The 23,330-nt window shown below is 43.6% G+C and carries 21 protein-coding genes and 3 pseudogenes; 8 read left to right on the top strand and 16 right to left on the bottom strand.

The genetic code is table 11. From position 1 onward, the window contains the following. The 6 genes and pseudogenes from IM456_RS06610 to IM456_RS06585 all read right to left on the bottom strand — a co-directional run. Positions 1-147 (bottom strand): annotated as a pseudogene (locus IM456_RS06610) (IS630-like element ISMae27 family transposase); the annotation flags it as partial. Positions 148-425: 278 nt separating this feature from the next. Beyond that, positions 426-1,649 (bottom strand): methionine gamma-lyase family protein, encoded by a 1,224-nt coding sequence (locus IM456_RS06605; RefSeq protein WP_149987180.1) that lies wholly within the window; start codon positions 1,647-1,649, stop codon positions 426-428. 658 nt (positions 1,650-2,307) lie between these two features. After that, on the bottom strand, positions 2,308-3,867 hold the full coding sequence (locus IM456_RS06600; protein ID WP_149987182.1) for an HlyD family secretion protein: 1,560 nt from the start codon (positions 3,865-3,867) through the stop codon (positions 2,308-2,310). 26 nt (positions 3,868-3,893) lie between these two features. Then, entirely contained in the window at positions 3,894-5,783 is a 1,890-nt protein-coding gene (locus IM456_RS06595; protein WP_287707924.1) for an ATP-binding cassette domain-containing protein, read from the bottom strand. Between the two features lie 43 nt (positions 5,784-5,826). After that, complete coding sequence (locus IM456_RS06590; protein ID WP_149987184.1) at positions 5,827-7,014, bottom strand: type III polyketide synthase; 1,188 nt, start codon at positions 7,012-7,014, stop codon at positions 5,827-5,829. A gap of 153 nt (positions 7,015-7,167) precedes the next feature. Next, complete coding sequence (locus tag IM456_RS06585) at positions 7,168-8,781, bottom strand: cytochrome b5-like heme/steroid binding domain-containing protein (RefSeq protein WP_149987185.1); 1,614 nt, start codon at positions 8,779-8,781, stop codon at positions 7,168-7,170. Positions 8,782-8,907: 126 nt separating this feature from the next. Here IM456_RS06585 and IM456_RS06580 point away from each other — a divergent pair, with 126 nt between their 5' ends. After that, a complete protein-coding gene (locus IM456_RS06580; protein ID WP_172970532.1) occupies positions 8,908-9,057 on the top strand; it encodes a hypothetical protein in 150 nt (49 codons plus the stop codon). A gap of 48 nt (positions 9,058-9,105) precedes the next feature. Here IM456_RS06580 and IM456_RS06575 read toward each other — a convergent pair whose 3' ends face one another. Continuing rightward, positions 9,106-9,435, bottom strand: a complete 330-nt coding sequence (locus IM456_RS06575; RefSeq protein ID WP_149987186.1) for a hypothetical protein — start codon at positions 9,433-9,435, stop codon at positions 9,106-9,108. A 342-nt stretch (positions 9,436-9,777) separates the two neighbouring features. On the opposite strand from IM456_RS06575, the gene IM456_RS06570 reads away from it, so the two are divergent. Beyond that, positions 9,778-10,440: an ABC transporter ATP-binding protein gene (locus tag IM456_RS06570; protein ID WP_149974796.1), complete on the top strand. Its 663-nt coding sequence runs from the start codon at positions 9,778-9,780 to the stop codon at positions 10,438-10,440. A gap of 12 nt (positions 10,441-10,452) precedes the next feature. Here the strand turns inward: IM456_RS06570 and IM456_RS06565 are convergent, their stop codons facing one another. Then, positions 10,453-11,739, bottom strand: a complete 1,287-nt coding sequence (locus IM456_RS06565; RefSeq protein WP_024969039.1) for an ABC transporter permease — start codon at positions 11,737-11,739, stop codon at positions 10,453-10,455. A gap of 207 nt (positions 11,740-11,946) precedes the next feature. Next, a pseudogene (locus IM456_RS23505) lies at positions 11,947-12,045 on the bottom strand (aluminum resistance protein); the annotation flags it as partial. A gap of 119 nt (positions 12,046-12,164) precedes the next feature. Here IM456_RS23505 and IM456_RS06560 point away from each other — a divergent pair. Then, complete coding sequence (locus tag IM456_RS06560; protein WP_002748596.1) at positions 12,165-12,998, top strand: acyl-CoA desaturase; 834 nt, start codon at positions 12,165-12,167, stop codon at positions 12,996-12,998. A 40-nt stretch (positions 12,999-13,038) separates the two neighbouring features. Here IM456_RS06560 and IM456_RS06555 read toward each other — a convergent pair whose 3' ends face one another. Next, a complete protein-coding gene (locus IM456_RS06555) occupies positions 13,039-13,338 on the bottom strand; it encodes a hypothetical protein (protein ID WP_149987189.1) in 300 nt (99 codons plus the stop codon). 330 nt (positions 13,339-13,668) lie between these two features. On the opposite strand from IM456_RS06555, the gene dxr reads away from it, so the two are divergent. Both dxr and IM456_RS06545 read left to right on the top strand, forming a co-directional pair. After that, entirely contained in the window at positions 13,669-14,841 is a 1,173-nt protein-coding gene (dxr, locus tag IM456_RS06550) for a 1-deoxy-D-xylulose-5-phosphate reductoisomerase (RefSeq protein WP_149987190.1), read from the top strand. 266 nt (positions 14,842-15,107) lie between these two features. After that, positions 15,108-15,290: a hypothetical protein gene (locus IM456_RS06545; RefSeq protein ID WP_002734024.1), complete on the top strand. Its 183-nt coding sequence runs from the start codon at positions 15,108-15,110 to the stop codon at positions 15,288-15,290. On the opposite strand, the gene IM456_RS06540 is transcribed toward IM456_RS06545, so the two are convergent. From IM456_RS06540 to IM456_RS06535, 3 genes and pseudogenes are all read right to left on the bottom strand, one after another. Continuing rightward, a complete protein-coding gene (locus tag IM456_RS06540; RefSeq protein ID WP_172970533.1) occupies positions 15,291-15,428 on the bottom strand; it encodes a hypothetical protein in 138 nt (45 codons plus the stop codon). A 163-nt stretch (positions 15,429-15,591) separates the two neighbouring features. Beyond that, positions 15,592-15,681, bottom strand: a pseudogene (locus IM456_RS23240) (response regulator); the annotation flags it as partial. A 48-nt stretch (positions 15,682-15,729) separates the two neighbouring features. Next, a complete protein-coding gene (locus tag IM456_RS06535; RefSeq protein WP_253881292.1) occupies positions 15,730-15,957 on the bottom strand; it encodes a response regulator transcription factor in 228 nt (75 codons plus the stop codon). An 856-nt stretch (positions 15,958-16,813) separates the two neighbouring features. Between IM456_RS06535 and IM456_RS06530 the strand changes: the two genes are divergently transcribed. Further along, a complete protein-coding gene (locus tag IM456_RS06530) occupies positions 16,814-17,395 on the top strand; it encodes a DUF1997 domain-containing protein (protein WP_149987191.1) in 582 nt (193 codons plus the stop codon). An 8-nt stretch (positions 17,396-17,403) separates the two neighbouring features. Next, positions 17,404-17,754 carry a Rieske (2Fe-2S) protein gene (locus tag IM456_RS06525; protein ID WP_149987192.1) on the top strand — a complete coding sequence of 117 codons (351 nt, stop codon included), beginning with the start codon at positions 17,404-17,406 and terminating at the stop codon, positions 17,752-17,754. Positions 17,755-18,093: 339 nt separating this feature from the next. On the opposite strand, the gene IM456_RS06520 is transcribed toward IM456_RS06525, so the two are convergent. The 3 genes from IM456_RS06520 to IM456_RS06510 all read right to left on the bottom strand — a co-directional run bounded on the left by IM456_RS06520 (position 18,094) and on the right by IM456_RS06510 (position 21,596). Next, entirely contained in the window at positions 18,094-18,906 is an 813-nt protein-coding gene (locus IM456_RS06520) for a DUF362 domain-containing protein (protein ID WP_287691349.1), read from the bottom strand. A gap of 15 nt (positions 18,907-18,921) precedes the next feature. Beyond that, positions 18,922-19,917 (bottom strand): tRNA dihydrouridine(20/20a) synthase DusA, encoded by a 996-nt coding sequence (gene dusA, locus IM456_RS06515; protein ID WP_125732672.1) that lies wholly within the window; start codon positions 19,915-19,917, stop codon positions 18,922-18,924. A 314-nt stretch (positions 19,918-20,231) separates the two neighbouring features. Beyond that, the gene (locus tag IM456_RS06510; RefSeq protein WP_287691357.1) at positions 20,232-21,596 is read right to left on the bottom strand and encodes a collagen-like protein; all 1,365 of its coding nucleotides are present in this window, start codon (positions 21,594-21,596) and stop codon (positions 20,232-20,234) included. 206 nt (positions 21,597-21,802) lie between these two features. Between IM456_RS06510 and IM456_RS06505 the strand changes: the two genes are divergently transcribed. Continuing rightward, the gene (locus IM456_RS06505) at positions 21,803-23,092 is read left to right on the top strand and encodes a glucose-1-phosphate adenylyltransferase (protein ID WP_149987195.1); all 1,290 of its coding nucleotides are present in this window, start codon (positions 21,803-21,805) and stop codon (positions 23,090-23,092) included. The last annotated feature ends 238 nt before the right edge of the window (positions 23,093-23,330 follow it).

The raw sequence follows: 23,330 nt of genomic DNA, 5'->3' as shown, positions 1-23,330 counted from the left end.
TAAATGGCGAACCGTCTCTACCTCCCCCATCTTCAAAAAATATAAGGACTGTACTTTAGCGTAGGCTAAACTACTTTTTTGTTGTTTCATTAATTCTTTTAAATCTTCTACTGACTCAACAATATCAATTTTGGGTACGACCGGCATTGCCAATTTATTCACTTAATCATCTTTTCCATAAGTAAGCTAAGACGCATTTAAAGCGCTTATTCTTAAGATTAGCCGAATCTCCCCCAATCCCTTTACTGTTGCCTCTTGCCTCTTGCCTCTTGCCTCGTCTCAACAAGCAATTTAAATTACGAACAGCTTATGCCATAGTTTTTGAAATTTGGTATCACACTCTAGGGGAGTATAGGGCAAATCCTCTGTAAAGACAGGAAGTTAGGACTTTAACTAAGGGAGAGAAGGAAGGTGAGAGGAACCATTCAAGATAAAGCTGCGATCGCTTGTTCTAGGGCCAGGGAAATATGAGTCCAATGGGTTCCCCCCTGACAAAAAACGATATAGGGTTCCCGTAGGGGTCCATCGGCGGAGAATTCCGAGGTGCTACCATCGATAAACGTGCCACCGGCCATCACTACTTGGCTCTCATAGCCCGGCATTTGGGCAGGAACGGGATCCAAGTAGGAACCGATGGGAGAATAGGCTTGAATGGCTTTACAGAAGGCAATCAGCTTATCGGGGGAACCGAGTTTAATCGCTTGAATAATGTCGCGTCGAGGCACAAAAGGAGCGGGATTGACTGGATAACCCAACTTATCGCCCACATAGGCAATTAAATGACTGCCTTTCATCGCTTCTCCCACCATTTGCGGCGCTAGAAACAATCCCTGATAGAGAAGACGATTTTGGTCAAAAGTTGCCCCTCCCTCCCCACCGATCCCCGGTGCTGTCAGACGATAGCAGGCCATTTCCACTAATTCCGCTTTACCTGCTATGTATCCCCCGGCCGTGACGATTGTACCTCCGGGGTTTTTAATTAGAGAACCGGCCATTAGATCTGCCCCCACGTTGGTGGGTTCTTGGGTGTTGATAAATTCTCCATAGCAATTATCGACAAAACAGACCGTATTCGGGTTTTGTTGTTTAACTATACGGACAATTCTCTCGATTTCGTCAATAGACAAACTCGATCGCCAGGAATAACCGCAGGATCTTTGAATATGTACTAAACGGGTTTGGGGTTTCACTGCCGTTGCCAAGGCCAACCAATCGATCGCACCAGTAGAATCTAGCTCTAATTGCCGATAACTAACGCCAAAATCCTTTAAAGAGCCTTGACCACTGCCCCTAATCCCGATTACTTCCTCTAGGGTATCGTAGGGCGCACCCGCTACCGCTAACATTTCATCCCCCGGTCGCAGAACCCCATACAAGGCACAGGCGATCGCATGGGTTCCTGAAACAAATTGTACCCGCACCGCTGCCTTTTCGGCCCCCAGGGCTTGGGCGAACACTTGATCTAAAGTATCCCGTCCCAAGTCATCATGACCATAACCACTAACACTGGCGAAATGATGCACCCCGACGCGGTTTTTACGGAAAGCGCAGAGGACTTGACGGAGATTTTCCTTGACCTGTGCGTCAATTTCCGAAAAGATGGGGAGTAGGGCCTTTTCTGCCCCGTCGAGTAGAGAGGGGATATCCATCAAACAATAGACTGTGATCTGTATTGCATTTACCTTAAATGTCGGCTTGAAGAAACCCTCGGTTTTACCTCGGAGATGAAAAGCCGACCAATATAGAACAGCACTTCGACAGGCTCAGTGTCCACATTTCGACACATTTCGACACATTTCGACAGGCTCAATGTCAAGGCTCAATGTCAAGGCTCAGTGACACGAAGCACAACTCTAAACAGTTGTGTTAAAATCTAAGAGTCAACAGGTTGAAATGCCGCTCACATCGTGGAAATCCCGTTGCAATAGTACGGCACTTTTGAGGAGAAAAAAGAAGACAAGAGCCACCCGAAAACTCTTAAAACAGGGGAGTAAGTCTTTTCCAAGACTGAAATAAACTAAAAACATTTTGCCGTAAGGCAGATAGGGTAGGGCATACCCGAATCTTGGTTGAAAGACCAAAACGCTTGGAGAGCTATCCACAAGTGGACAACTAGATAACAAGTGATATTCTAGTAGGTTCGGATAGGACATAATCGTGTAAGACGTGAGTAGGGGAAACCAGAAAGCGCAGTGATTAGCTCAAGAATCCCTCGCCTGAGCGCTTCGGGGATTGTCAACAAGCCTACTGATCATACAACGCCAATCCTTCCCTTAAAACAGCTGCCAAGGTTGACAATAGGAATGATTAGAGCGGCCCACTTGGGGGGGGTGAGGCTCCCTGTGGTGGGGCGCCGGGGGGAGGGCCACCGGCAGCAGGTTCATTCCCCCCACCACCAAAGAGACTTTGCCAAGAAAAACCTTGCCTTGGTCGGGTGTCCGAAGGTGGATTAATTAAGATATGTTCGGAGCCATCGAGTCCGCTTTTGACTTCGGTACGATTGCCGATAGTAACGCCAGTGGTAATGGGGACAAATCGGGGTGGTTGGTTAGGTGCGCCGACAAAAACACCAGTTTGTTCGTTCTGACGGGTAACGGCAATAGTTGGCACGGTTAAAGCGTTTTTCAGTTGGCCGACTTGGAAATCGGCAGAAACATTCATTCCTGCTTTTAATTCCCTGGCCGCCTTTTCTTCTAGGGTCACTTTCACTTCAAAGCTGGTGACATTTTGTTCTACCGTTGCCTGGGTGGCAATCAGAGAGACTCGTCCATGAAATACTTTATCTGGATAAGCATCGGCTGTAATCGTCACCTTTTGCCCAACCCGGATCTTATCAATGTTTTTTTCTGCTACATTGCTGACCACTTCATTTTGTGAAACCAGGGATAAAATCGAGGAAGAAGTGGCCGAAGATACGGAACTGCCGGTCGTAGTAGGAGCGACAAAGGCCCCCGGTTCAGCGTAGACAAAAGTAACCACCCCGTCAAAGGGCGCTTTAATGATGGTATCCTCAATCTGAGTTTTGACATTTTGTAGAGAACCCTGAGCAGTAGTCACCTCCGCCCGTGCTTGATCGATTTCCTCCTGTCTTGTTCCTGCTTGGAGAAGGTCTAAGACCTGTTGTTGATTTCTCACTTCCGCCTTTGCTTGAGCAATTTCTTCCGAGCGAGTTCCTTCTTTAAGGAGAGATAGCTTTTCTTGGGATTCAATCACGGCAGCCTGGGCGCTATCCCTGGTTGCCAGTTTTTCGTTTAAAGTCTGTTGAGATATGGCTCCTTCGTTGAAAAGTAGCTGATTGCGACGATATTCATCATCAGATTTTTTGAAAATGGCTTTTAAACCTTCTAAACGAGCTTTTTCTTGGGCAATTTCCTGATAACGATTACCAGCCATCAATTTTTGTAGGTTTGCTTCTATTTCTTCCAGTTTCGCTTGGGCCTGAGCGATTTCTTGGGGACGATTACCGGCGATTAGTTTGCGGAGATTAGCTTGGGCTGCCGCTAGTTTGCCCTGGGATTCTAACAATTGACCCTGCCAATCAGAATCGTCCATTTTAGCAATTATCTGTCCTTTTTTGACAGTATAACCCTCATCTACTAGCAGTTCCTTCAAAATTCCTGCTGTTTTAGGGCTAACATTAACCACTTTTTCCGGTTCCACAGTGCCATTAGCGGAAACGATGATCGTTAGATCCGTCTGTTCCACGGCTACAGGCAGCGGACGGGAACTATCCCGGTGGGGGGTATGCCCAAACTGACGATAGGCGAGAACAATACCACCAATGGCTAAAAATAAAGCTAGTAATCCCAATACCCAGCTAATTGCGGGCTGTTTGTTAAGTTTTTGGAAGGAGGAACTATCTGACATAGTGAGTAAGAAACTGGTGGGTTAATTTAGAGAGAACCTGATTGTTGAACAGTCTGTTCCGATTCCACAGCACCATAATCGAGCTTAATAATATGATCGGCTAGATGAAAATAGCGCTCATCATGGCTAATAACAATAACTATTTTTCCTCTTTCTTTCAGTTGTAGCAGTATCTGTTTATAGAATAGTTCCCTAAAACGGGGTTCTTGGTCGGCGGCCCATTCATCAAACAGGTAGATAGGACGATCTTCTAAATAGGCTGTTAATAAAGCCAGTCGTTTCCTTTGTCCTTGAGATAGTTCTGTGGTGGATAAAACTCCATTTTTGACCGTAACTTTATGGGCTAATTGCAGTTGTATCAGATAATTTTCTACCTCTTGATCGAGATTGGGGCGATCAAAACCGAGAAAACTATCGAATAAGTAAAAATCATAGAAAATTGCCGAGAAATGTTGACGATACCACTCCACATTATCTTGGGTAATACGTTTACCATTGAGATAAATTGCTCCCGATAGGGGTGGGTATAGTCCTGTAATTAGTTTAGCTAAAGTTGACTTGCCGCTGCCATTGCCGCCAATAATAAAGATCAGTTCCCCTGGTTGCCAAGAAAAGCTAATTGGTCCGAGCAGAAACCCCTTTTCATCTGTCCTTGGCGGTGGTGGTGGGTTGCCTTTTTGAGAATAGGGGGGATGGGATGGAAAGAGAATTAGTTTCCTCTCGGAGGAGGGGGATTCTAATGCCAGTGCCGGTAAACTATTGGCAAAACCTTGAGAAAGGCCTTCGGGGGGGAAAGGTGGATGGCCTTCGGGGAAACCTTCGGGGGGGAAAGGTGGATGGCCTTCGGGAGAACCTTCGGGGGGGAAAGGTGGATGGCCTTCGGGAGAACCTTCGGGGGGGAAAGGTGGTAATTCTGGGTGATAGAGATAGGTGACAGCTTGAAATTGTAGTTGACAGGAGGGACTGATGGATAAAACTAGGGTATCTGCTTCCGAGAGACTGGAGAGAGATAATTTCATCCTTTCAATTTTTCGCAGGGCAATATTTCCCCGGACTAATTCAGGAATGCGATTGAGCATATTCTGCATTGGCAAGGCGATGAAAGTACCAATTAAAACATAGGCGGCCAACATTGTTAAAGGAATGTCTAAAAACAAAGGTAGAATGAACAGAATAAATCCCAAACTGAGAAACTGAGATAGTTGTCCAAACCCGTTAGCGATCGCAAATCTTTTCATCGCTTTGGTATTTAGTTGCCGAAGCCGTACAGCACTACTCTGCAATTCCTTCTCCATAAAAGCCTGCCTTTTGGACTGATTGAGCTTGAGTTCTTTGATGCCGCTCATCAAGGCTTTAAAATCCTTAAATAGGGTGTCTTCTTCTTCCCTCGACTTAAAAAATAAACGTTCGGCTTTATTCAGGATCGTTTGCACAAACCAGATGGCACTAACAGTAGAAGCTATCGTTAAGACGAAAAGGGCATTAGATAGCCAAGCAAAGTAAACAAAACAGCCGACAACTGTAGCAAAATCCACACAGATATTCGGCACGGATGCCACTGCATGAGTTAGGGTATGAACATCATCGGTAAAACTAACCAAAAGACGATTTTCTTTCAGTCTCTCTAGATGTTCTAAAGGAGAGGACAAAATATTTTTACTCAATTTCACTCGCAGTTCATAGATAGCATTCTGCGAGAGAAAAATCAGCATAAATTGCGAGATCATGCTGGTCACTATAATAAATATGGCCAAGATACTAAAGTATTGTAGAGCATTGACCGCATGACCCTCATGGACTTCTCGATTAATCAAAGAAATTAAAAGAGCGTTGCCAACACCGCTAACTAAACCTGCTACGATAGCAATAGTGATATGTTTCCAGGATATGGCCAGCAAAAATCTCAAAAATTCCATTAAGTTTGTCCTCCTGTCCGGTGATAGATTTTCAAGGGTGGGGTTAAATCTTCTCTAGGAGAATTCCTTCAATACCAACTCCTGGGGCAAAAGAGAAGGCTAAACCTGTCAAAGCTGCGGCGTTTTTACGAGTAACTCCGCTCTTATTTGGTTTAAGAGCTTGCGTCTCACATCCTTGTTCTAATCTTAAGATCATGCGTTCCATTACAAATAAAACCGCACAACTAAGTAGGTTGCCGTATTGACGGAGAACTCCCCAACTATCGGCCACTTGTTCATCATTTAAATCTAGGGAAAGTTGCACTTTTTCAATAATTTTTGTCCCTCCGGGGTGAACCATCCATAAATCAATATCTTCCTTGGTTATCTCATGACTATTCAGAAAATTAGTAATAATTCGACCGACACCAGACTCAATATAATCAGGTAATTGACGGGACAGCAGACAGGTAATACCATTGTCCCTAATGCCTAAGGTAATCCCGTCTTCGGTATTTTCAGCCAGATAACTAAAATTATCCCGAATGATAAATTTTCCTCGACCTTGTATTTGTTCTGGTTCGTAGGCTCCGATTACTACTGCCGCACAACCATCACCAAAAATACTATGAATGATAATGTCATTTAAATCATCTTGAAAAACGGCATTAATAGAACTTAATTCTAAACAAATTACTAAAGCTTTATGCTCAGGGTTGGCTCTTACATGATCACAGGCTACTCGTAAACCATTCATCGCGGCTGCACAACCCATAAAATTAACTGGCACTCTAGCAATGTTGCGTCGAAGTCCTAAACTTTTAATTAGTTGAGCATCTATACCCGGAGCCACAAAACCTGTACTGGTGACGAATACGATTAGACCAATAGAATCTTCGATCTTTTCTGTACTCAAAGGATTATGCTTTTTCTGTTGCTCCGATGCGGCTAAAAGAACTCTTCTCGTCACATCTTCTGCTAGGGGAAGCCCATATTTTTCGTACATTTGCATTCGTTGTTCAATAGTTCCCTTTTCTCGACTAAAGTTAACAGTTTCTTCGGTTAATAAATTAATCGCTAGATGCCTAGTGTCAATCCGGGTATGTTCGTAGATTTTTTCGATACGGTGTTGATTCTTCTCTAGACCTTTGAGATTAGCTAAAAATTTAGCGGCATCCGTTTGTCGGACAAGATTGCCCGGAGTGCCAGTGGCGAGACTTTCAATGACAGGTAAAAACTGAGAAGATTGCATGGCAAATATCAGACCCAGTTTGGGTATTATAGTGAGGGTTTATGTCAATCAATTGCCTGGAAAGCTAGGGAAAAGTCTGGGTCTTGATTATATCTACAAGATGCCGAATAATTTTCCCGAAACTTTCCGACAGAATTTCTGGTTTTTGTTGGCTCAAATCGAACCAATGCCAGCCCAACCTTTGACAATGTAGTCTAGGGTTGTTCTTAAGGCTTGCGGGTGAAAATGTTCTTTCAATAATCCCAACTCTTTCTCTTTGGCTAATCGGGATGGCACAGCTAGATAGTGTTTAATTAGCGCTGGTAGGCGATCAAAAAAGAAGTTTTGAGGTGCCGCCCATTCAACTCCGAATTTTTCCGATTCTTCCCGGACAATATCTTCACTGATGATATTGGCAAAACCACTTTTTTGTTGGGGAAGAACGTGATGCACCCGGTGGGGAGCCAAGCCCGCCGAGAGAAAACAGTCAATATACTTATTACCTACCATAGTCAAATCGTAGGAATTTTTAATCTGCATAACCGCCCAATCTTGGGTTTCCCATTGAGGTGGTGCCATAGGATCTATTGGCGGTTCTTCGGCTTCAAAATCATGACTAGCCACAATCATAAAAGTGCTAATCCAGAGGGTAAGGAAAAACTGCGCTAACCAAGCCCAAAATTGGCCGTATAGACAAAAGATAACCAGTTCGATTAATAGTAATAAGTGAATACCAAAACTACCTAAAAAATGGGGTAATCCCAGCTGCCAACTGCCATACATATTCTTAACACCTGCTTTAAAAGCGAGGATACATAATTCCATAATGCGAACAAACATTCCCGTAACTACATGGCCTATTTTATGGAATGTATGTACTGGAACTCGATAAAAACGAGGCAATTCTAACATGAATGTGAAGACATTCTTTTTGATATCAACATCGGTTTGGGTGAAGGGATGATGCAGTAAAGTATGACCGTCTATTACTACTAAAGCGAGGGGAACGTAGTTAATATCAAAAATATTGGCAAATACCTTGTTTAATCCCACTTGTGGCCGATGAATTAGGTAGTGACCTACCCCTGCTAGGGCAATTCTTAGCATAGCGATGAGAGGCACAAATAGGTAAATCGGCATATACTGTCTGGCCTCTAAGTACAGCCCTTGCACTACAAAATAGATAAGAAAAAGACAGATACTGATAACATTAAAAAGAAAATCCATGCGTGCCACTTTCTGTTTAAATTCTGGAGAGTAAACTCTGGCTTTAATCTTATTAAGCAATTGTTCTGGGTTGCGGAAATCATAGCGAGGAGTATCCCGCCAACCATTAAAATGCTCTTTAAATAAGAAGGCAGGAGCGTTGTATTTAGGATGAATATGCTCTGGTCTTCCCTGTTGTCCAAGGGAATATTTTTGCAGGACTTTTTTGACTCTTTCAGGATTGGGATGAAAGATATTGACAATCGTGGTTATATCTCTGTTCTTGGTACGTCCAATAAAAAATTGTCCCCCCGGATGCTTGGCAATAAATTCCGTGAGATCATAGGCTTCTCCTTCATAAATCCAGACATTCGGCAAGGGTGTACCGTCGGGGGGATGGGGCGGTGGTTCGATATCTCCTGGCAAGGGGGGCGGCATGAAGGGACTGACTCCACCTTGATTATGAGGCGCTCCCCGGCCGGCATCTGTGGGCGGCAATGAGGGCATCACTCCTGACTGATTAGGAAATGGTGTTGGTGCTGGAACGTTTTGGGGAGTATTGATTTCTTGTTCTGAGTTCATAGTAAATTTTCATCCTCGTTTGACTATATTTTCTCTGGCAGAATCCTGACCTAAGCTGGCGGGGAAAATCAAGATAACGCTCTCTTAAGTCTCTGGGGTTGTGTAGATAGGGATTGACCGAGTAGGATGGAATCTAAAAATGTTTTTTTGAGAGGTGCTAAAGGTAAATTCCCAGGGCTTATAGAGGGAAACAACTATGTTATCGGGGAAAAATTAGGAATTGCCGAAATTGTTGTATCTCAAAAAAACGGTATAAAGGTTCTTCGGCAACCATGACATTTCTGCTCTTTGGTAAGCAGACAAGCAACCGAAGAACCAGACCAATTAGGACTGACTACGTTCAAAGACTCGTAAGATTAAATAACCCAAAGCGGCAATTTCTGGCGGTGAGTTTTGTAACATTCCCCCTAAAGCTTGGGCCTGTTCATCATTACCGAGTAATTGTTTTAAGAGTTCTTGATCTTGTTCTGTTAGACGCGGTAGATTGGCCTGTCCTGCCCCAGCCGGTGCAAAGGGCTGCGGTGTCCCCGGAGGACTGTTCTGGGGTCCACCAGGTGGAAACCCTTGATGCGCTCCAGGAGGAGGACTTTGAGGCACACCAGGAGGAGGGCTTTGCGGGGCAGCGGGGGGGTGAGGATGTCTTGGTGTTAACATTGATTAATTTCTCCCTATACTTACTATTTAGTTTTTCTATCCTACTCTCACTATTTTAAAGTGATTCCAGATCTTGTTTATTTCTTAATAATTGCCTCTCTTGAGCTAAAGAGTTTTAATCAAGTACCTAGTTGAGATAACTCTCAGAAAGTAGACAAAATTGGACACATTCATCTTTAAATGTGGACATAGTTGGAACTTACCGATAAAAATAGCAGTTGATAGTCAACCAGCACTGAAAAAATTTACTTTATATTTGTTAACATAGTGCCATTTTTGACATTCCAGTGCTTAACCTAATTTTTAGGACAAAATTATCCCAAATCACCCCTGGTAAAAACGATGATTTTCTTGCAGACAATTACAAAAATTTACTCTCTAGGGGAAGTGAAAATTCCTGTTCTTCGGGGCATAGATCTGGAAATTCGGTCAGGGGAATACGTGTCCATTATGGGAGCTTCGGGTTCTGGGAAATCAACCCTGATGAATATTATCGGCTGCCTCGATCGCCCGACGGGGGGACAATATATTTTAGAAGGCAGAAACTTAAAGAACTTGGACGATAACCAACTGGCTTATATTCGCAATCAGAGGATTGGCTTTGTCTTCCAACAATTTAATTTATTGTCCCGCTCCACTGCCCTAGAAAATGTCATGTTGCCGATGGTCTATGCCAATGTTCCCAAGCCAAAGCGTCGTCAAAGAGCGATGCAAGCTTTAGCTAGAGTTGGGTTGACTAATTATCTCCACAATCGGCCTAGCCAACTTTCCGGGGGACAACAACAGCGAGTCGCCATCGCCCGGGCCCTAGTTAATCAACCGGCTCTGGTGTTGGCCGATGAGCCGACGGGGGCCTTAGATACACAAACTTCCCAAGAACTGATGGATTTACTAACCGAACTCAATCAACAGGGGATCACGATTGTGATTGTCACCCACGATCCTGATGTAGCTGCCCAAACCAGGCGGGTTATCCGTCTTCAAGATGGCTTAATCGTTTTTTAGGATGTACTGGCCTCAATCCCTTCGTAAAGCGGTAATCGGGTCTAAATGAGCGGCAGAACGGGCGGGAATTACTCCTGCTAACAAACCAACGATAAAAGATAAGCCAAATCCACTGATTATCGACCAACCTGACAAGACAAAGGGAAATCGGAAAATCTGGGCGCTACAGAGGGCCACTAAAATTCCCGATAATACACCGATGCCGCCGCCAGTCAGGGAAATCATCACCGATTCCGCTAAAAACTGCTGGAGGATTGCCGAACGGGTAGCCCCCACAGCTTTGCGAATCCCGATTTCCCTGGTGCGTTCCACCACGGAAACTAACATGATATTAGCGATGCCAATACCGCCGACTACTAAGGAAATGCCAGCGATCGCCACCAGCATCACTGTAAACAAACCCACTACCGTGGTCAAGGTTTTGACCACATCTGTTTGGTTTCTAATGCTAAAATCATCGGCTTGAGCAGCGGCGAGATTGTGGCGCTGACGCAAAAGATTAGTAATTTGATACTCGGCATTTTTCATCTGATCTTGCTGGTCAACTTTGACATAAATGCCGTTAACGGCCTTACCACTTAAAGAATTATTGCCCACCAGACGAGAAGACATATTGCTCAGAGGAATAAAGACCTGATCGTCGCGATCAATCGAACCTTCGGCACCTTTTGGCTCAAATACCCCAATAATTTCGTAACTATTTTTTCTTTCAATCCAAAGCTTTTTACCGATCGCATTGGTATCATCGCCAAAGAGTTCTGTTAACAGAGTCGAGCCTAAAATCGCCACTGGTGTCGCCTGTGCCATTTCTTCCTCGGTAAAAAATCGACCTTGGCTGAGTTCTGTATTTCTCGCTTTCATGTAGTTAAGATCGATTCCTACCACATTAGTGGCATGATTGACCTGGCCCGCTACCACGGGTGCCGGACGCTGCAGATAGGCGGAGACCACCTGTACACCAGGAACTTGATTTTGAATAACTTTGGCATCTTCCCAGATTAAGGTACTACTGGAACCGCGGCCGAGACTAATACCCCCGGTTCTGGCTTCTCCGGGTAAAATTTGTAAAACATTAGTACCTAGAGATTGAATTTTTTGTTCGGTGGCTTTTTGTACTCCTTGGCCTACGGAGGTGAGAGCAATCACCGAGGCAATGCCAATAATCACCCCTAACATGGTTAACAAAGTCCGCAGTTTATTACTCCAGAGGGCTTCGATCGCTATCGAGACAATTTCGCCGATCCCCACGGGATGAGGATGATTAGCCTGAAGTATTTGTTTAGGTAAGTTAAGAGTCATTGAGTTCTATTTAATCTGGCTAAATATAGAGTTCTGATCGGATAAAACAGATATTTTCGACTTATTTGTCTTTTTTTGTCTATAAATTACCTTATTTACTGTTTCTAGAAGAGATTAGGCTGTATTGACTGGGGCTTTCCCGTCCGATAGCATTGCCTATAAAAACCCTCACCTAGGGAAATCAATCGCTTCGCCATACTTTCCCAATAAGATTTTAGCGAGATTTTCCTTGACCTGTGCTTCAATTTCGGAAAAGATGGGGAGTAAGGCCTTTTCTGCCCTGTGGAGTAGAGAGGGGATATCCATCAAACAATAGACTGTGATATTTGTTACTATTTATTAAGCGTCAAAGTTCCCCCTGTGTCAAATCGAGACAGATAAGACAATGATGCTCTGTCTCCTGTTGTTTCCCTTTGGGTTATTCAATGACTGTTGCGACTTCCGAAAAACTTCCCATTGACTGGGTGACTCTCATCTACATGGCTTTTATCCACCTAGTGGCTCTTTTAGCCTTCTTGCCTGGCAATTTTAGCTGGGGTGCTGTGGGAGTGACATTGATTCTCTATTGGATTACCGGGGGTTTAGGAATTACCCTCGGTTTCCATCGTTTGGTCTCCCATCGGAGTTTTAAGACTCCCAAATGGTTAGAATACTTTCTGGTTTTGTGCGGGACCCTCGCTTGTCAGGGGGGTGCGATCGCATGGATAGGTTTACATCGTATTCATCATAAATATTCTGATACTGCTCCCGATCCCCACGATTCTAATAAAGGTTTCTGGTGGAGTCACATGGGTTGGATGCTGCACGAAATTCCTGCCGACGAAGAAATCGCTCGTTTTACCCAAGATATCGCCGACGATCCTTTCTATAAATTCTGTCAAAATTATTTTGTTCCTATCCAAATTGTTTTAGGCTTAATTCTCTATGCTATGGGCGGTTGGCCGTTTGTAATTTGGGGAATTTTTGTTCGCTTGGTCTTAGTTTTCCACTCCACTTGGTTTGTCAATAGCGCCACCCACAAATTTGGTTATGTTAGCCATGAGTCCCACGATAATTCTAAAAATTGTTGGTGGGTTGCCCTCTTAACTTTCGGTGAAGGTTGGCACAATAATCACCATGCCTATCAGTATTCTGCCCGTCATGGCCTACAATGGTGGGAAGTTGACCTGACTTGGATGACCATTCGTCTGCTGCAAATTCTGGGACTAGCCACTAATATTAAGTTGCCTCCCACCACAGCAACGGCGACAGAAAGTTAGTTTTATCCAGTTGTTAAATTAAATCTAGCCGAACTTAAGTTTAAGTTCGGTTATTTTTTCGGCGACTTAACCCAAATCTGACGGCTTTTCCCACGGCACAACTGAGGAATATAGGTAATGCCAATCCTCCCCCAAATAAAAGAATTAAGGACAGAATCCCTTTCATGAATGCTGCTGCTGCCGAACATTGACTGGGGAGAGCGCAACCCATCGGGCCAACAGCGAAGGATAACCAACCAAAAAAGAAAAAACACAGGGGAAATAAGAGGCAAAAAACCAGACCCCCCGCTAGACAGCCTAATCCATCGGCCTTTCTCTTCGATTTCTTCCCTGTCACCATCTCTATCGCTAACTTTTTCTAACCCATAGCATAAAAAGGTCAAACTAGCAACTTTTTTAACAAATATTTAATAGAGTTCTTGCATAATTAATTCTTGAGAGTTCAAAAATGACAAAAATAGACATAAAACTGCATAAAATCCCTAAATAGAGCATTTAATTGATTAATGCACATTCTTAATTCTCCTGACTACTGACTACTGACTCCTTACTCCTCACCTAACGGAAGATTTTTGATTTTTGCAAGATATCTAATATTTACACCGACGTGCCGGAGGGACCCCAGAGAACGTATATTAAAAGCTAATCCCCAAATTATATTAAGTTTCTAATGAAAAAAATCTCGATTTTAGGCTCTACTGGCTCGATCGGCACTCAAACTCTCGATATTGTCACCGATCATCCCGATAAGTTTCAAGTGGTGGGATTAGCCACGGGTAATAATATTCAACTACTATCGGAGCAAATTCGGCAATTTCGCCCGCAAATCGTGGCGATTAACAACGAAAGTCAACTAGAAGACCTGAAAAGCCTAATTTCCGACCTTGACTATACCCCGATTATCCTAGCAGGAAACGAAGGAGTAATCGAAGTGGCCCGTTATGGCGATTCCGAAAGCGTCGTCACGGGAATTGTCGGTTGTGCGGGATTGCTGCCGACAATTGCCGCTATTACTGCCGGTAAAGATATCGCCCTCGCTAATAAAGAAACCCTGATTGCTGGCGGTCCGGTGGTGCTGCCTTTAGTGGAAAAACACCGAGTTAAATTATTACCTGCCGATTCGGAACATTCAGCTATTTTTCAATGTTTACAGGGAGTTCCCACTGGGGGATTAAAAAAGATTATTCTCACCGCTTCTGGGGGTGCTTTTCGCGATTTACCCGTGGAAAAATTGCCGCAAGTAACCGTAGCTGATGCCCTCAAACATCCTAATTGGTCTATGGGCAGAAAAATCACCATCGATTCGGCTACCTTAATGAATAAAGGTCTAGAAGTTATCGAAGCTCATTATTTATTTGGTGTAGATTATAATGCGATCGATATTGTTATTCATCCCCAAAGTATTATTCACTCTTTAATTGAGTTACAGGATACCTCGGTTTTAGCTCAATTAGGCTGGCCCGATATGCGTTTACCCCTTTTATATGCCTTGTCTTGGCCCGAAAGAATTTATACCGATTGGGAACCTTTAAATTTAGTTAAAGCCGGCAGTTTAACCTTCAAAGAACCCGATCATCAAAAATATCCCTGTATGGGATTAGCCTACGCGGCCGGCCGCGCGGGAGGGGCAATGCCAGCAGTATTAAACGCGGCCAATGAACAAGCGGTAGCATTATTTTTAGAAGAAAAGATTAGCTTCTTAGATATTCCCCGGGTGATCGAAAAAGTTTGCGATCGCTTTGCAATTCATAACACTTCTACTCCTAGCCTAGATGACATTTTAGCCGCCGATAATTGGGCGCGTCAAGAGGTATCTAACTGTCTGATTGCCAATCCGGTCTAGATAGTCTATATCCTGTAGGGATGTTAACTCTGTTGTACGCCGTTTCCCACTCTCTCGGCTCCACCTCTATCATTAATCGTCCCAACGTTGAATCGGGCTAAAATATTGTGGTTTTTATAGATAGGATGCTTGTCTATTGTCTTTTTTCTTCTCCTGTCGACCGTCTCGGAGTCTCCTCACCCAAGAGAAGATTTTTGATTTTTGCAGGAGAGCTACTGATACGGGCTGACTGATATATAATCGCAGTCAGTACCAGAGGGTGAATTATGGATAAAACCAGCTTGATCGATAAAGTGAAACAAATGGCCAATAAACGGGACTATTTACTGCAATTGCGCGATAAACCCGACATTGGGGGCCTGAGATTAGATGTTAATCAAGCTCTTGAGGAGTTGGATGAATTGCTCGATGAGTTTCAAGCAACTTTTCCTGAAGAAAAACTTAGTTAATTATCCGACTCGACGGAATTGAGATTTGTCCGATTGTGCTAATTTTCCCAAGTCATCGATCGCTTTGATCAGAGCTTGGGAAGATATATCTTTAGGGTAGTATAGGTCAAAAGCTCTAGTTTTATTGTTTTTTCCCATTGGAAGCTTTGCCAAGGAACTATAGGCGATAAGTAGTTGGACAAAAGTAAAGTTAACTGTGGGGTAAGGAGTCAGGAGTCAGGAGTCAGGAGTCAGGAGTCAGTAAGAATTGCGGCAATTTACATTTCTTAAGATAGACAACAGAATTTATGTCCGACTACTTAATGCGGACATAAGGGTCGAATTGTTTGATTTGAATAGCGGCGCTGTGTCCATCTAAGACAGGCATCCGTACATCTAAAATAATTACATCACGCGATGTGCAACTAAAAACGACAGAATCAGGGTTCCAGAGGATACTTTATCTCTGCTGATTTCTGAAAGCCTTGTAAATCAAGACTAAAAATATAGTTGCACACGGGGTTACATCTGGTTGATAAATTTTCGCCAATGCGATAGCCTGTTGACCATTAACAGCAATTCCCGCCACCTGACAATGCGGCTGCTGGGAAATTAAAGTCTTGAGTCCTAAACAAGTTAGATCGTGATCGTCGGCAATCAAGACTTTAATTAGGTCTATCGGCTTCATTATAATCATTTTCCTTTACTTGGAGGTCTGACTTGTTATCATTGTAGAGCCTGTTGATCTTTTGGCCTTAACTTCAGGACACTTCCCACTTCCCCACCTCCCCACCTCCTAATTCATAATTCATAATTCCCCCACTCCCTTCTCTCTTTCCCCTTCTCCCTTCTCCCCAACTCCCACTCTGCAATAACTACTGGCAGCCAGAAATACGTTCGTTTAATATCATACTTTGTGCTTTTTGTCAAAAAAACTTTTTTTTTGCAATAAAACTACATAAAAAAAAGAGCATCGTTGTGGGTGAAATTGACTGATTTAACCGTTTTAATTAGAATTACCTTGTAGGTGTGGCAAGGGTTTCAACCATTGCTGTCCAAAAAAGCACAGAATAACCCATTATGAAATTCAGTAAAATCGCTGTAACTATGATAACATCGTTGTTAAATAAAAATCTTTCTCAATTAATTTTTAAGAATTTGTAAATATTGCGGAATGTTAATTTAAATATTCTCAAGCTTTTGGAGTCAATAGATAATTTTTGCTTATCTTTGTCGAACATTGGGTTAGGAGGTAGGAGGCAGCTTTTTTCTCCCTTCTCCCTTCTCCCTGCTCCCTTCCCCCTTCTTCCCAATTCATAATTCATAATTCATAATTCCCCCACTCCCTTCTCCCCCACTGTTTACTTAAAACCCCCCACTGATAACCGATAACTGATCGCTGATCACTGAAAAAAGCCTAACTTTGGGCAAAAATCTGGTTTATGTCCCCTCTTAGCGGTAAAATTTTTACATCTGGACTGTCGAAAAGTGTAAGTTTTGTAAAGTAAAATTAAGAAGGGAGACAAATTTAAAATAGCCAACTTATGGAAGTAACTTTTACCGCTGCCGAATCCCTAGAAATTGTTGTTGCCGAACAAACAATCCCGATTCAGCATTATCTGCGCCAACCGCAAAGATTAGTACAGGCTATCGTTGAGACTAGCTTAAGAGAACATTTGTCTGAGAATCGGTTTCGCCTAAAAATGCGTCCCCTAAACTTCTTGGATATGTACTATTTTCAGCCCACGGTTATTCTCAATGTCTGGGCTACCTCTGGGGGGACGATATTTTTGCAATCAGAAGACTGTCAGATCAAAGGTATTGATTATATCAACGATCGCTTTAGCCTCAATGTTCAAGGCAAACTCGCTCCTGTGGAAAAAAATAATCAAACCTATCTAGCGGGAAAAGCCAATCTTGAGGTGAAAGTCGCCCTACCACCGCCATTATGGTTAACCCCGCGTCCGCTGTTAGAAATCGCCGGCAATAGTCTCTTAAAAGGGGTTTTATTGCGGATTAAACAGCGTTTAATGAGTCAATTGTTGCAAGATTACCAACAATGGGCTAAACAGGACATTATTGCCCAAAATTACCCCGAAACCATTCTCGATCTCTCCCTTGGTTAAATAAAAATATGAGTTGGACAAAAGTATTATCTGTAGATTCCCTTGTCCCCGGCGCCCGTCAAGTGGTAAAAGTGGGGGAAAATTCCATTCTCTTGATTAACAATAACGGTCAATTCCACGCCGTCGGCAACCTTTGTCCTCATTTAAAATTATCGATGACGAAGGGCAAAATTACCGAGGACGGCGCGATCGTTTGTCCCTGGCATCGTAGTTCGTTTGATCTCTGTAGTGGTGCTGTCAAAGACTGGATTACCTGGCCCCCTGTGGTTAACAAAGCGATGGCGGCAGTTTCTCAACCCCAAGCTTTACCCGTTTATCCCCTTCGCATCGAAGACGGCAGCATCTGGATAGACGCTTGACATCCTCACCGAGGGGGGGTTTTGGGCAACCTAAAGAGCAGTTGCTTTAACCGACAATGGTTAATCTTTGAGAATGCCAAACGCTACCTCGCTCCCTTCCGTAAAAACCCAGTTATGGATTGTTCCCCTACCCCGCTCCTAGGGTTGATTCCAGGTAGGGTTGATTCCAGGTAGGGTTGATTCATGAATCAACCCTACCCCGCTCCAGTGATCCCCACTCTCCTGTATATTTTTTAAACAGGATTGCGCGAGGTCATTCTGTTATTCTGACTTCCCCTCCTGACGACCGGCTCCTGACGACCGACTCCTAACCCCACCAAGAAACTTTTTCAGCAAACCCTAATTGGTTCCGTTTAAAAGTTGAGAACGAAGCAAATCGATCGCATCTAAATAACTCGGCATTGGTTCATCACCTAACAGACAAGCACTGCGATCCACGCTAATCATATCATCACCCCAAAACACTTGACCGAGAGGAATAGATTTTCCTCGATCCGGTCGCCAATTACTACTAAAATATTTGAGATTAGCGTCCACCACTGCCCCATCAAAAAGATGACCGATACAAAAATAAACATCCTGTAAAATTAGCGGTACGGAGGGGCGATGTAATTGCCCCCGCGAGTTAGGACTACGGGCTTTATAATGACTACGGGGAAAGAGTCCATAGAGATTTTTTAAAGAAGCAGAAATCAGGGGTTTATCCTTTAAATGGGTGCGTTTTAAGGTTCCAATCGTGATCCGACAATCCACTTCTTCGATAATTTTAGGGGCAAACATCGAGGGAAAACGGACAGGAAAAGGGGAAAGATTCGGATATTCTTGCTGTGGTAAACTATCAGCATCAAGAATAGTTATTCCAGGATCGAGAATAGATTTTAACCCCAAAATATCGATAATTTCTCTCAAAGAAATAGCCGAACATACTCCCTCTACCAAGATAATTTCTGCTCCAGTATTTACCACTCTCAATCCCCGCAAAACTTGACTTAATACCGGCAGACTAACCGTTACTGGTGGTGGCACAGGATAACCTAAATTAGGTTTAATTAAAATACGTTTAGCTGTGATAGCTGCCTGGGGAGGTTGATAAACAAAATCCGCCATAGCTGAATTTTTTACCCCAGCAGTAATTGAGGATTGGGTAATCATAGAAAGGAAAATAAATCAATGGGAAGCTGACAGATTAGCCAGATCATTTAGGGAGTTTACCTGCTGTAAAGCTTGCCAGATTACCCCGGAATCGGCCCCAGGAAAATGGCTATTTTCACTAATATAACGCTTCCAGGCCTTAGTTCCGGGCTGGCCGGCAAAAAGCTGTAAAAGATGTTTGCTGATCTGGTGTAATTTATAACCTTTACTCACCCATTCATCGATGTAGGGAAGCATTTTTTTGATTACTTCTTCCCGGGTAGGAGGAGTAACCGATTCCCCATAAAAATCTCGATCAACTGTGGCAAATAAATAGGGATTATCGTAGGCTGCCCGACCGATCATAACTGCATCTACTAATTGTAAATGTTGTCTAGCCTGTTCTAAATTAATGATACCGCCATTAATTTCAATAAACAAATGGGGAAACTGATTTTTTAGGCGATAAACATCATCGTAACGTAAGGGGGGGACGGTGCGATTTTCCTTGGGACTTAATCCCTGTAACCAAGCTTTGCGTGCGTGGATGGTAAAACGTTGACAACCGGCATCGGCGACAATACGGACAAAATTGGCCATATTTTCGTAACTATCTTGATCATCAATGCCAATTCTCTGTTTTACAGTCACGGGAATCGATACAGCTTGATTCATTGCCGATATTCCCCTAGCGACTAATTCCGGGTTAGCCATCAAACAAGCGCCGAAATTGCCCTCTTTTACCCGAGAACTAGGACAACCCACATTGAGATTTACCTCGTCATAACCCATATCTTCGGCTATTTTAGCGCATTCTGCCAAAAGATAGGGATTATCACCCCCTAACTGCAAAGCTAGAGGTTTTTCTGCTAGGGAGAACCCCAGCAACTTATAGCGATCGCCATGTTTAATCGCCATCGTCGTGATCATTTCCGTGTAGAGAAGGGGACGACGGCTAATTTGTCGCCAAAAATAGCGAAAATGGCGATCGGTATAATCCATCATCGGCGCCACACTTAAAATACTGCCCATTTTCCCCTTGATTTTTTCGCTGATCGGGACATTCTCTGGTGAACCCCAGAGAATAACCAGTCTTCCTCTCAACATATTTTAAAGCTTTTTGGTAAGTAGGTAGGCGTTAAAAATTATCAGACACCACCCTTATCAAGGGGGGACTAAGGGTAGGGTTGATTCATGAATCAACCCTACTATGAATCAACCCTAGGACTAAGGGGGGATCGAACCTAAAATCTATTTTTAATTTAATTATAACCAGCTACTTAAGTTGACTATCTAAATTACTGGTTAAGACTGCGCCGGAGAAAGGAGAAGGGAGCTTTTTTGACTTACCTCGGTGGGATATTTGCCCCTTTAATCGTGTCGCGAATGACGATTTTTTGTTCTTTGGAATAACCAGCAAAAGAACGAGTAGCAAGTAACTCAATTTCTATCCCCGTACCCGATCGCAAAGATTCCACAGGTAAGGGTAATTGACCGATATCCAGAATAAATTGATTGCCCTCCTGTCGGACTAAATTAGCGGGCATATCTCCTTCATAGCGAGTGACAAAATCGGTTCTGGGACTGGTTTGTAGGTCATCTGCTTGCCAACGAGTGACGCGATAACGCACCTTAAATTTAGTGCCGATTAAATTCGATTGGGAAGCTTTATCTTCGAGAAAAAGCCTTAAATCAGTACCATTTCCTGTAATACCTTTTGCTTCTAATTGGTTGACATCTCGTTCAAAAACAGCATTATAAACGACAAATTCCGTAACATTATTGCGTTTTTGAGTGGTTCCCTCGATCCAGAGGTCACTGGGGACAGTTACCTTCATTTCCTTTTGATCATCGAGGGTTAAAGTAAAACGCTGATTAGCAAACCGGTTAAACTCTTGGGGGGCATTCCAAATTAAAATAAAAGAACGTTCCGATCGATCTACTAAAATCCGATATTGATCATCGATCAGGGAACCGGGGGCAAATAAAGACACTGCCCCGGTGCGAGTTTCCCAACTATTTTTAGATAGAATATAACCCCGTTCTTTTAACTCCGAAAGGGGAACAGTTGCGCTCGGTTGATCGGCAGTTAAAGGGCGATCGATTTGAATTAAAGTTAACTGTCCTAAACGACCCTCGCGACCGTTACGACCACTATTACCCGTCGCCCCATCGAGACCATCCTGACAGCTAAATTCTCTGGTGGTACAGCTATAATTGGCATCACCCGGCCTACCGCTGCAGGTTTGAATTGTCCAGAAGGGTTGGGAACAGCGACAACCCTTGCCCCCCTGGCCTCCCTGACCCCCAAAACCCCCAGCGCCTCCGGCCGCATTGACCGTTACTTGTCTTAAAAAATCTAAATTAGTGGCATAGAGGGTTAAAGCGCCGCCATTGCCCCCATCACCACCATTACCCCCATTGCCACCGTTACCACCACCGGCCGCCTGGAGATTTCGTGTGACGTTGCTAGGTTGACCGCTACAGTTGCCATCGCTGCCATTGCTGCCATTTTCACCATCGACCCCTTTTTGTCCTGAAATATCGAGTTTTAGGGGAGAACCATCGAGAAAAAGGGTTAAACTGTCACTATTTTTGCCTTGGCCGCCGACCTTGCCAACTTTCCCGCTTTGGCCCTGTTTACCGAAAGTTTGTACATCGGAACTTTGGGCTAACCAAGAACAGCGATCGCCTGTCACCGTAGGGGGCATTAGGTACGGTAAAGGGAGAAAAAAGGTGAATATTAATGATTTAGCCCAAAAATTCATAATTTTAGCCAATTTATCCCCAAAGACTCCGATCAATTCCCTCTTGATGACTTTTAGATCTAGATTTTTGTTTCCCCTCTATCAATAAGGTGCGCTATCATCCTACACTTACTTTGAGAAGGAAACAGCCAATCGCGAGGGTTACGCGCGTGAAAAAAGTATTAGCTATTATCTTAGGTGGCGGGGCCGGAACTCGCCTTTATCCGTTAACGAAACTGCGGGCCAAACCTGCCGTCCCCCTAGCGGGAAAATATCGCTTAATCGATATTCCCGTCAGCAATTGTATTAACTCCCAGATTGACAAAATCTATGTGTTGACGCAATTTAATTCCGCTTCCCTCAATCGTCACCTCAATCGTACCTATAATTTTACGGGTTTTAGTGATGGTTTCGTGGAAGTTTTGGCCGCTCAACAAACCATGGAAAATCCTCAATGGTTCCAAGGCACGGCCGACGCGGTACGACAATATATCTGGACGATGAAGGATTGGGATATCGATGAATATCTAATTCTCTCGGGAGATCATCTCTATCGCATGGACTACAGCAAGTTCATCGAACGCCATCGGGAAACCAACGCCGATATCACTTTATCGGTAGTTCCCATCGATGAACGTCGGGCCTCCGCTTTTGGGGTGATGAAAATTAATGATTCGGGGCGAATTGTCGATTTTTATGAGAAACCCAAAGGGGCAGAATTGGAAAGAATGCGGGTAGATACGACAATTTTAGGCTTAAGTCCCGACCAAGCTCGTCAAAGTCCCTACATCGCTTCCATGGGAATTTATGTCTTTAAAAAGAATGTTTTAATCGATCTGCTCGATGCCAATAAAGAACAGACCGATTTCGGCAAGGAAATTATTCCCTCGGCGGCTAAAGACTACAATCTTCAGGCTTATTTATTTAAGGGTTACTGGGAAGATATCGGGACGATTGAGGCCTTTTATGAGTCTAATCTCGCCTTGACCCAACAACCAAATCCCGCCTTTAGTTTCTACGACGAAAAAGCCCCCATCTATACCCGTTCTCGCTATCTGCCACCGACAAAAATGCTCAATTGTACCGTGACAGAATCGATGATTTCTGAAGGTTGTATTCTCAAAGAATGTCGCATCCATCACTCGATTTTAGGTATTCGTAGTCGAGTCGGCAAAGACTGCACGATCGAGGATACAATGCTGATGGGAGCCGACTTTTATGAGTCTTTCCCCGAACGGGAAAGTCTCGTCCGAGATGCCAAAGTTCCCGTGGGTATCGGTCCCGGTTCCACTATTCGTCGGGCAATTGTGGATAAAAATGCTCGCATTGGTTCCAACGTTTTAATTGTTAACAAAGATCGTGTGGAAGAAGCTAATCGCGAAGATTTAGGTTTCTATGTTCGCAGCGGCATCGTGGTTATTTTCAAAAATGCCACTATTCCCGACGGGACGGTGATTTAATCTATAAGTTATCAGTTATCAGTTTTTTAGTTATCAGCTTTTCCCTTTTTCTAGTTATTATCGCTTGGATATAGCCGCAGGCTGATGGCTTCAGCTAATTACCTAGACAATTCCCTTGAAATCCTATCCTTTTCTAGAAGTGATAGCAAAATCTCCCGAGCAGCTCTTCTGGAAAATCAGAAAAATTTCTATATTTTTGGATCCGATTCTAGGTTTTCAATTAACCTTAAATTAAAGC

This window comes from Microcystis sp. M079S1, from assembly GCF_020246425.1.
In the GTDB taxonomy this organism is placed as follows: Bacteria; Cyanobacteriota; Cyanobacteriia; order Cyanobacteriales; family Microcystaceae; genus Microcystis; species Microcystis aeruginosa.
The sequence above is the reverse complement of the archived record's forward strand: the minus strand, read 5'-3'. Positions and strand labels throughout refer to the sequence as shown.

Coding starts and splice junctions, on each gene's coding strand:
- IM456_RS06595 (WP_287707924.1), bottom strand. CDS start 5,783: ATGGAATTTTTGAGATTTTTGCTGGCCATATCCTGGAAACATATCACT.
- IM456_RS06585 (WP_149987185.1), bottom strand. CDS start 8,781: ATGAACTCAGAACAAGAAATCAATACTCCCCAAAACGTTCCAGCACCA.
- IM456_RS06575 (WP_149987186.1), bottom strand. CDS start 9,435: ATGTTAACACCAAGACATCCTCACCCCCCCGCTGCCCCGCAAAGCCCT.
- IM456_RS06510 (WP_287691357.1), bottom strand. CDS start 21,596: ATGCCCCCTACGGTGACAGGCGATCGCTGTTCTTGGTTAGCCCAAAGT.
- IM456_RS06565 (WP_024969039.1), bottom strand. CDS start 11,739: ATGACTCTTAACTTACCTAAACAAATACTTCAGGCTAATCATCCTCAT.
- IM456_RS06530 (WP_149987191.1), top strand. CDS start 16,814: ATGGAAGTAACTTTTACCGCTGCCGAATCCCTAGAAATTGTTGTTGCC.
- dusA (WP_125732672.1), bottom strand. CDS start 19,917: ATGGGCAGTATTTTAAGTGTGGCGCCGATGATGGATTATACCGATCGC.
- IM456_RS06520 (WP_287691349.1), bottom strand. CDS start 18,906: ATGATTACCCAATCCTCAATTACTGCTGGGGTAAAAAATTCAGCTATG.
- IM456_RS06600 (WP_149987182.1), bottom strand. CDS start 3,867: ATGTCAGATAGTTCCTCCTTCCAAAAACTTAACAAACAGCCCGCAATT.
- IM456_RS06555 (WP_149987189.1), bottom strand. CDS start 13,338: ATGGTGACAGGGAAGAAATCGAAGAGAAAGGCCGATGGATTAGGCTGT.
- IM456_RS06545 (WP_002734024.1), top strand. CDS start 15,108: ATGGATAAAACCAGCTTGATCGATAAAGTGAAACAAATGGCCAATAAA.
- IM456_RS06525 (WP_149987192.1), top strand. CDS start 17,404: ATGAGTTGGACAAAAGTATTATCTGTAGATTCCCTTGTCCCCGGCGCC.
- IM456_RS06540 (WP_172970533.1), bottom strand. CDS start 15,428: ATGGGAAAAAACAATAAAACTAGAGCTTTTGACCTATACTACCCTAAA.
- IM456_RS06570 (WP_149974796.1), top strand. CDS start 9,778: ATGATTTTCTTGCAGACAATTACAAAAATTTACTCTCTAGGGGAAGTG.
- dxr (WP_149987190.1), top strand. CDS start 13,669: ATGAAAAAAATCTCGATTTTAGGCTCTACTGGCTCGATCGGCACTCAA.
- IM456_RS06560 (WP_002748596.1), top strand. CDS start 12,165: ATGACTGTTGCGACTTCCGAAAAACTTCCCATTGACTGGGTGACTCTC.
- IM456_RS06605 (WP_149987180.1), bottom strand. CDS start 1,649: ATGGATATCCCCTCTCTACTCGACGGGGCAGAAAAGGCCCTACTCCCC.
- IM456_RS06590 (WP_149987184.1), bottom strand. CDS start 7,014: ATGCAATCTTCTCAGTTTTTACCTGTCATTGAAAGTCTCGCCACTGGC.
- IM456_RS06535 (WP_253881292.1), bottom strand. CDS start 15,957: ATGAAGCCGATAGACCTAATTAAAGTCTTGATTGCCGACGATCACGAT.
- IM456_RS06580 (WP_172970532.1), top strand. CDS start 8,908: ATGGAATCTAAAAATGTTTTTTTGAGAGGTGCTAAAGGTAAATTCCCA.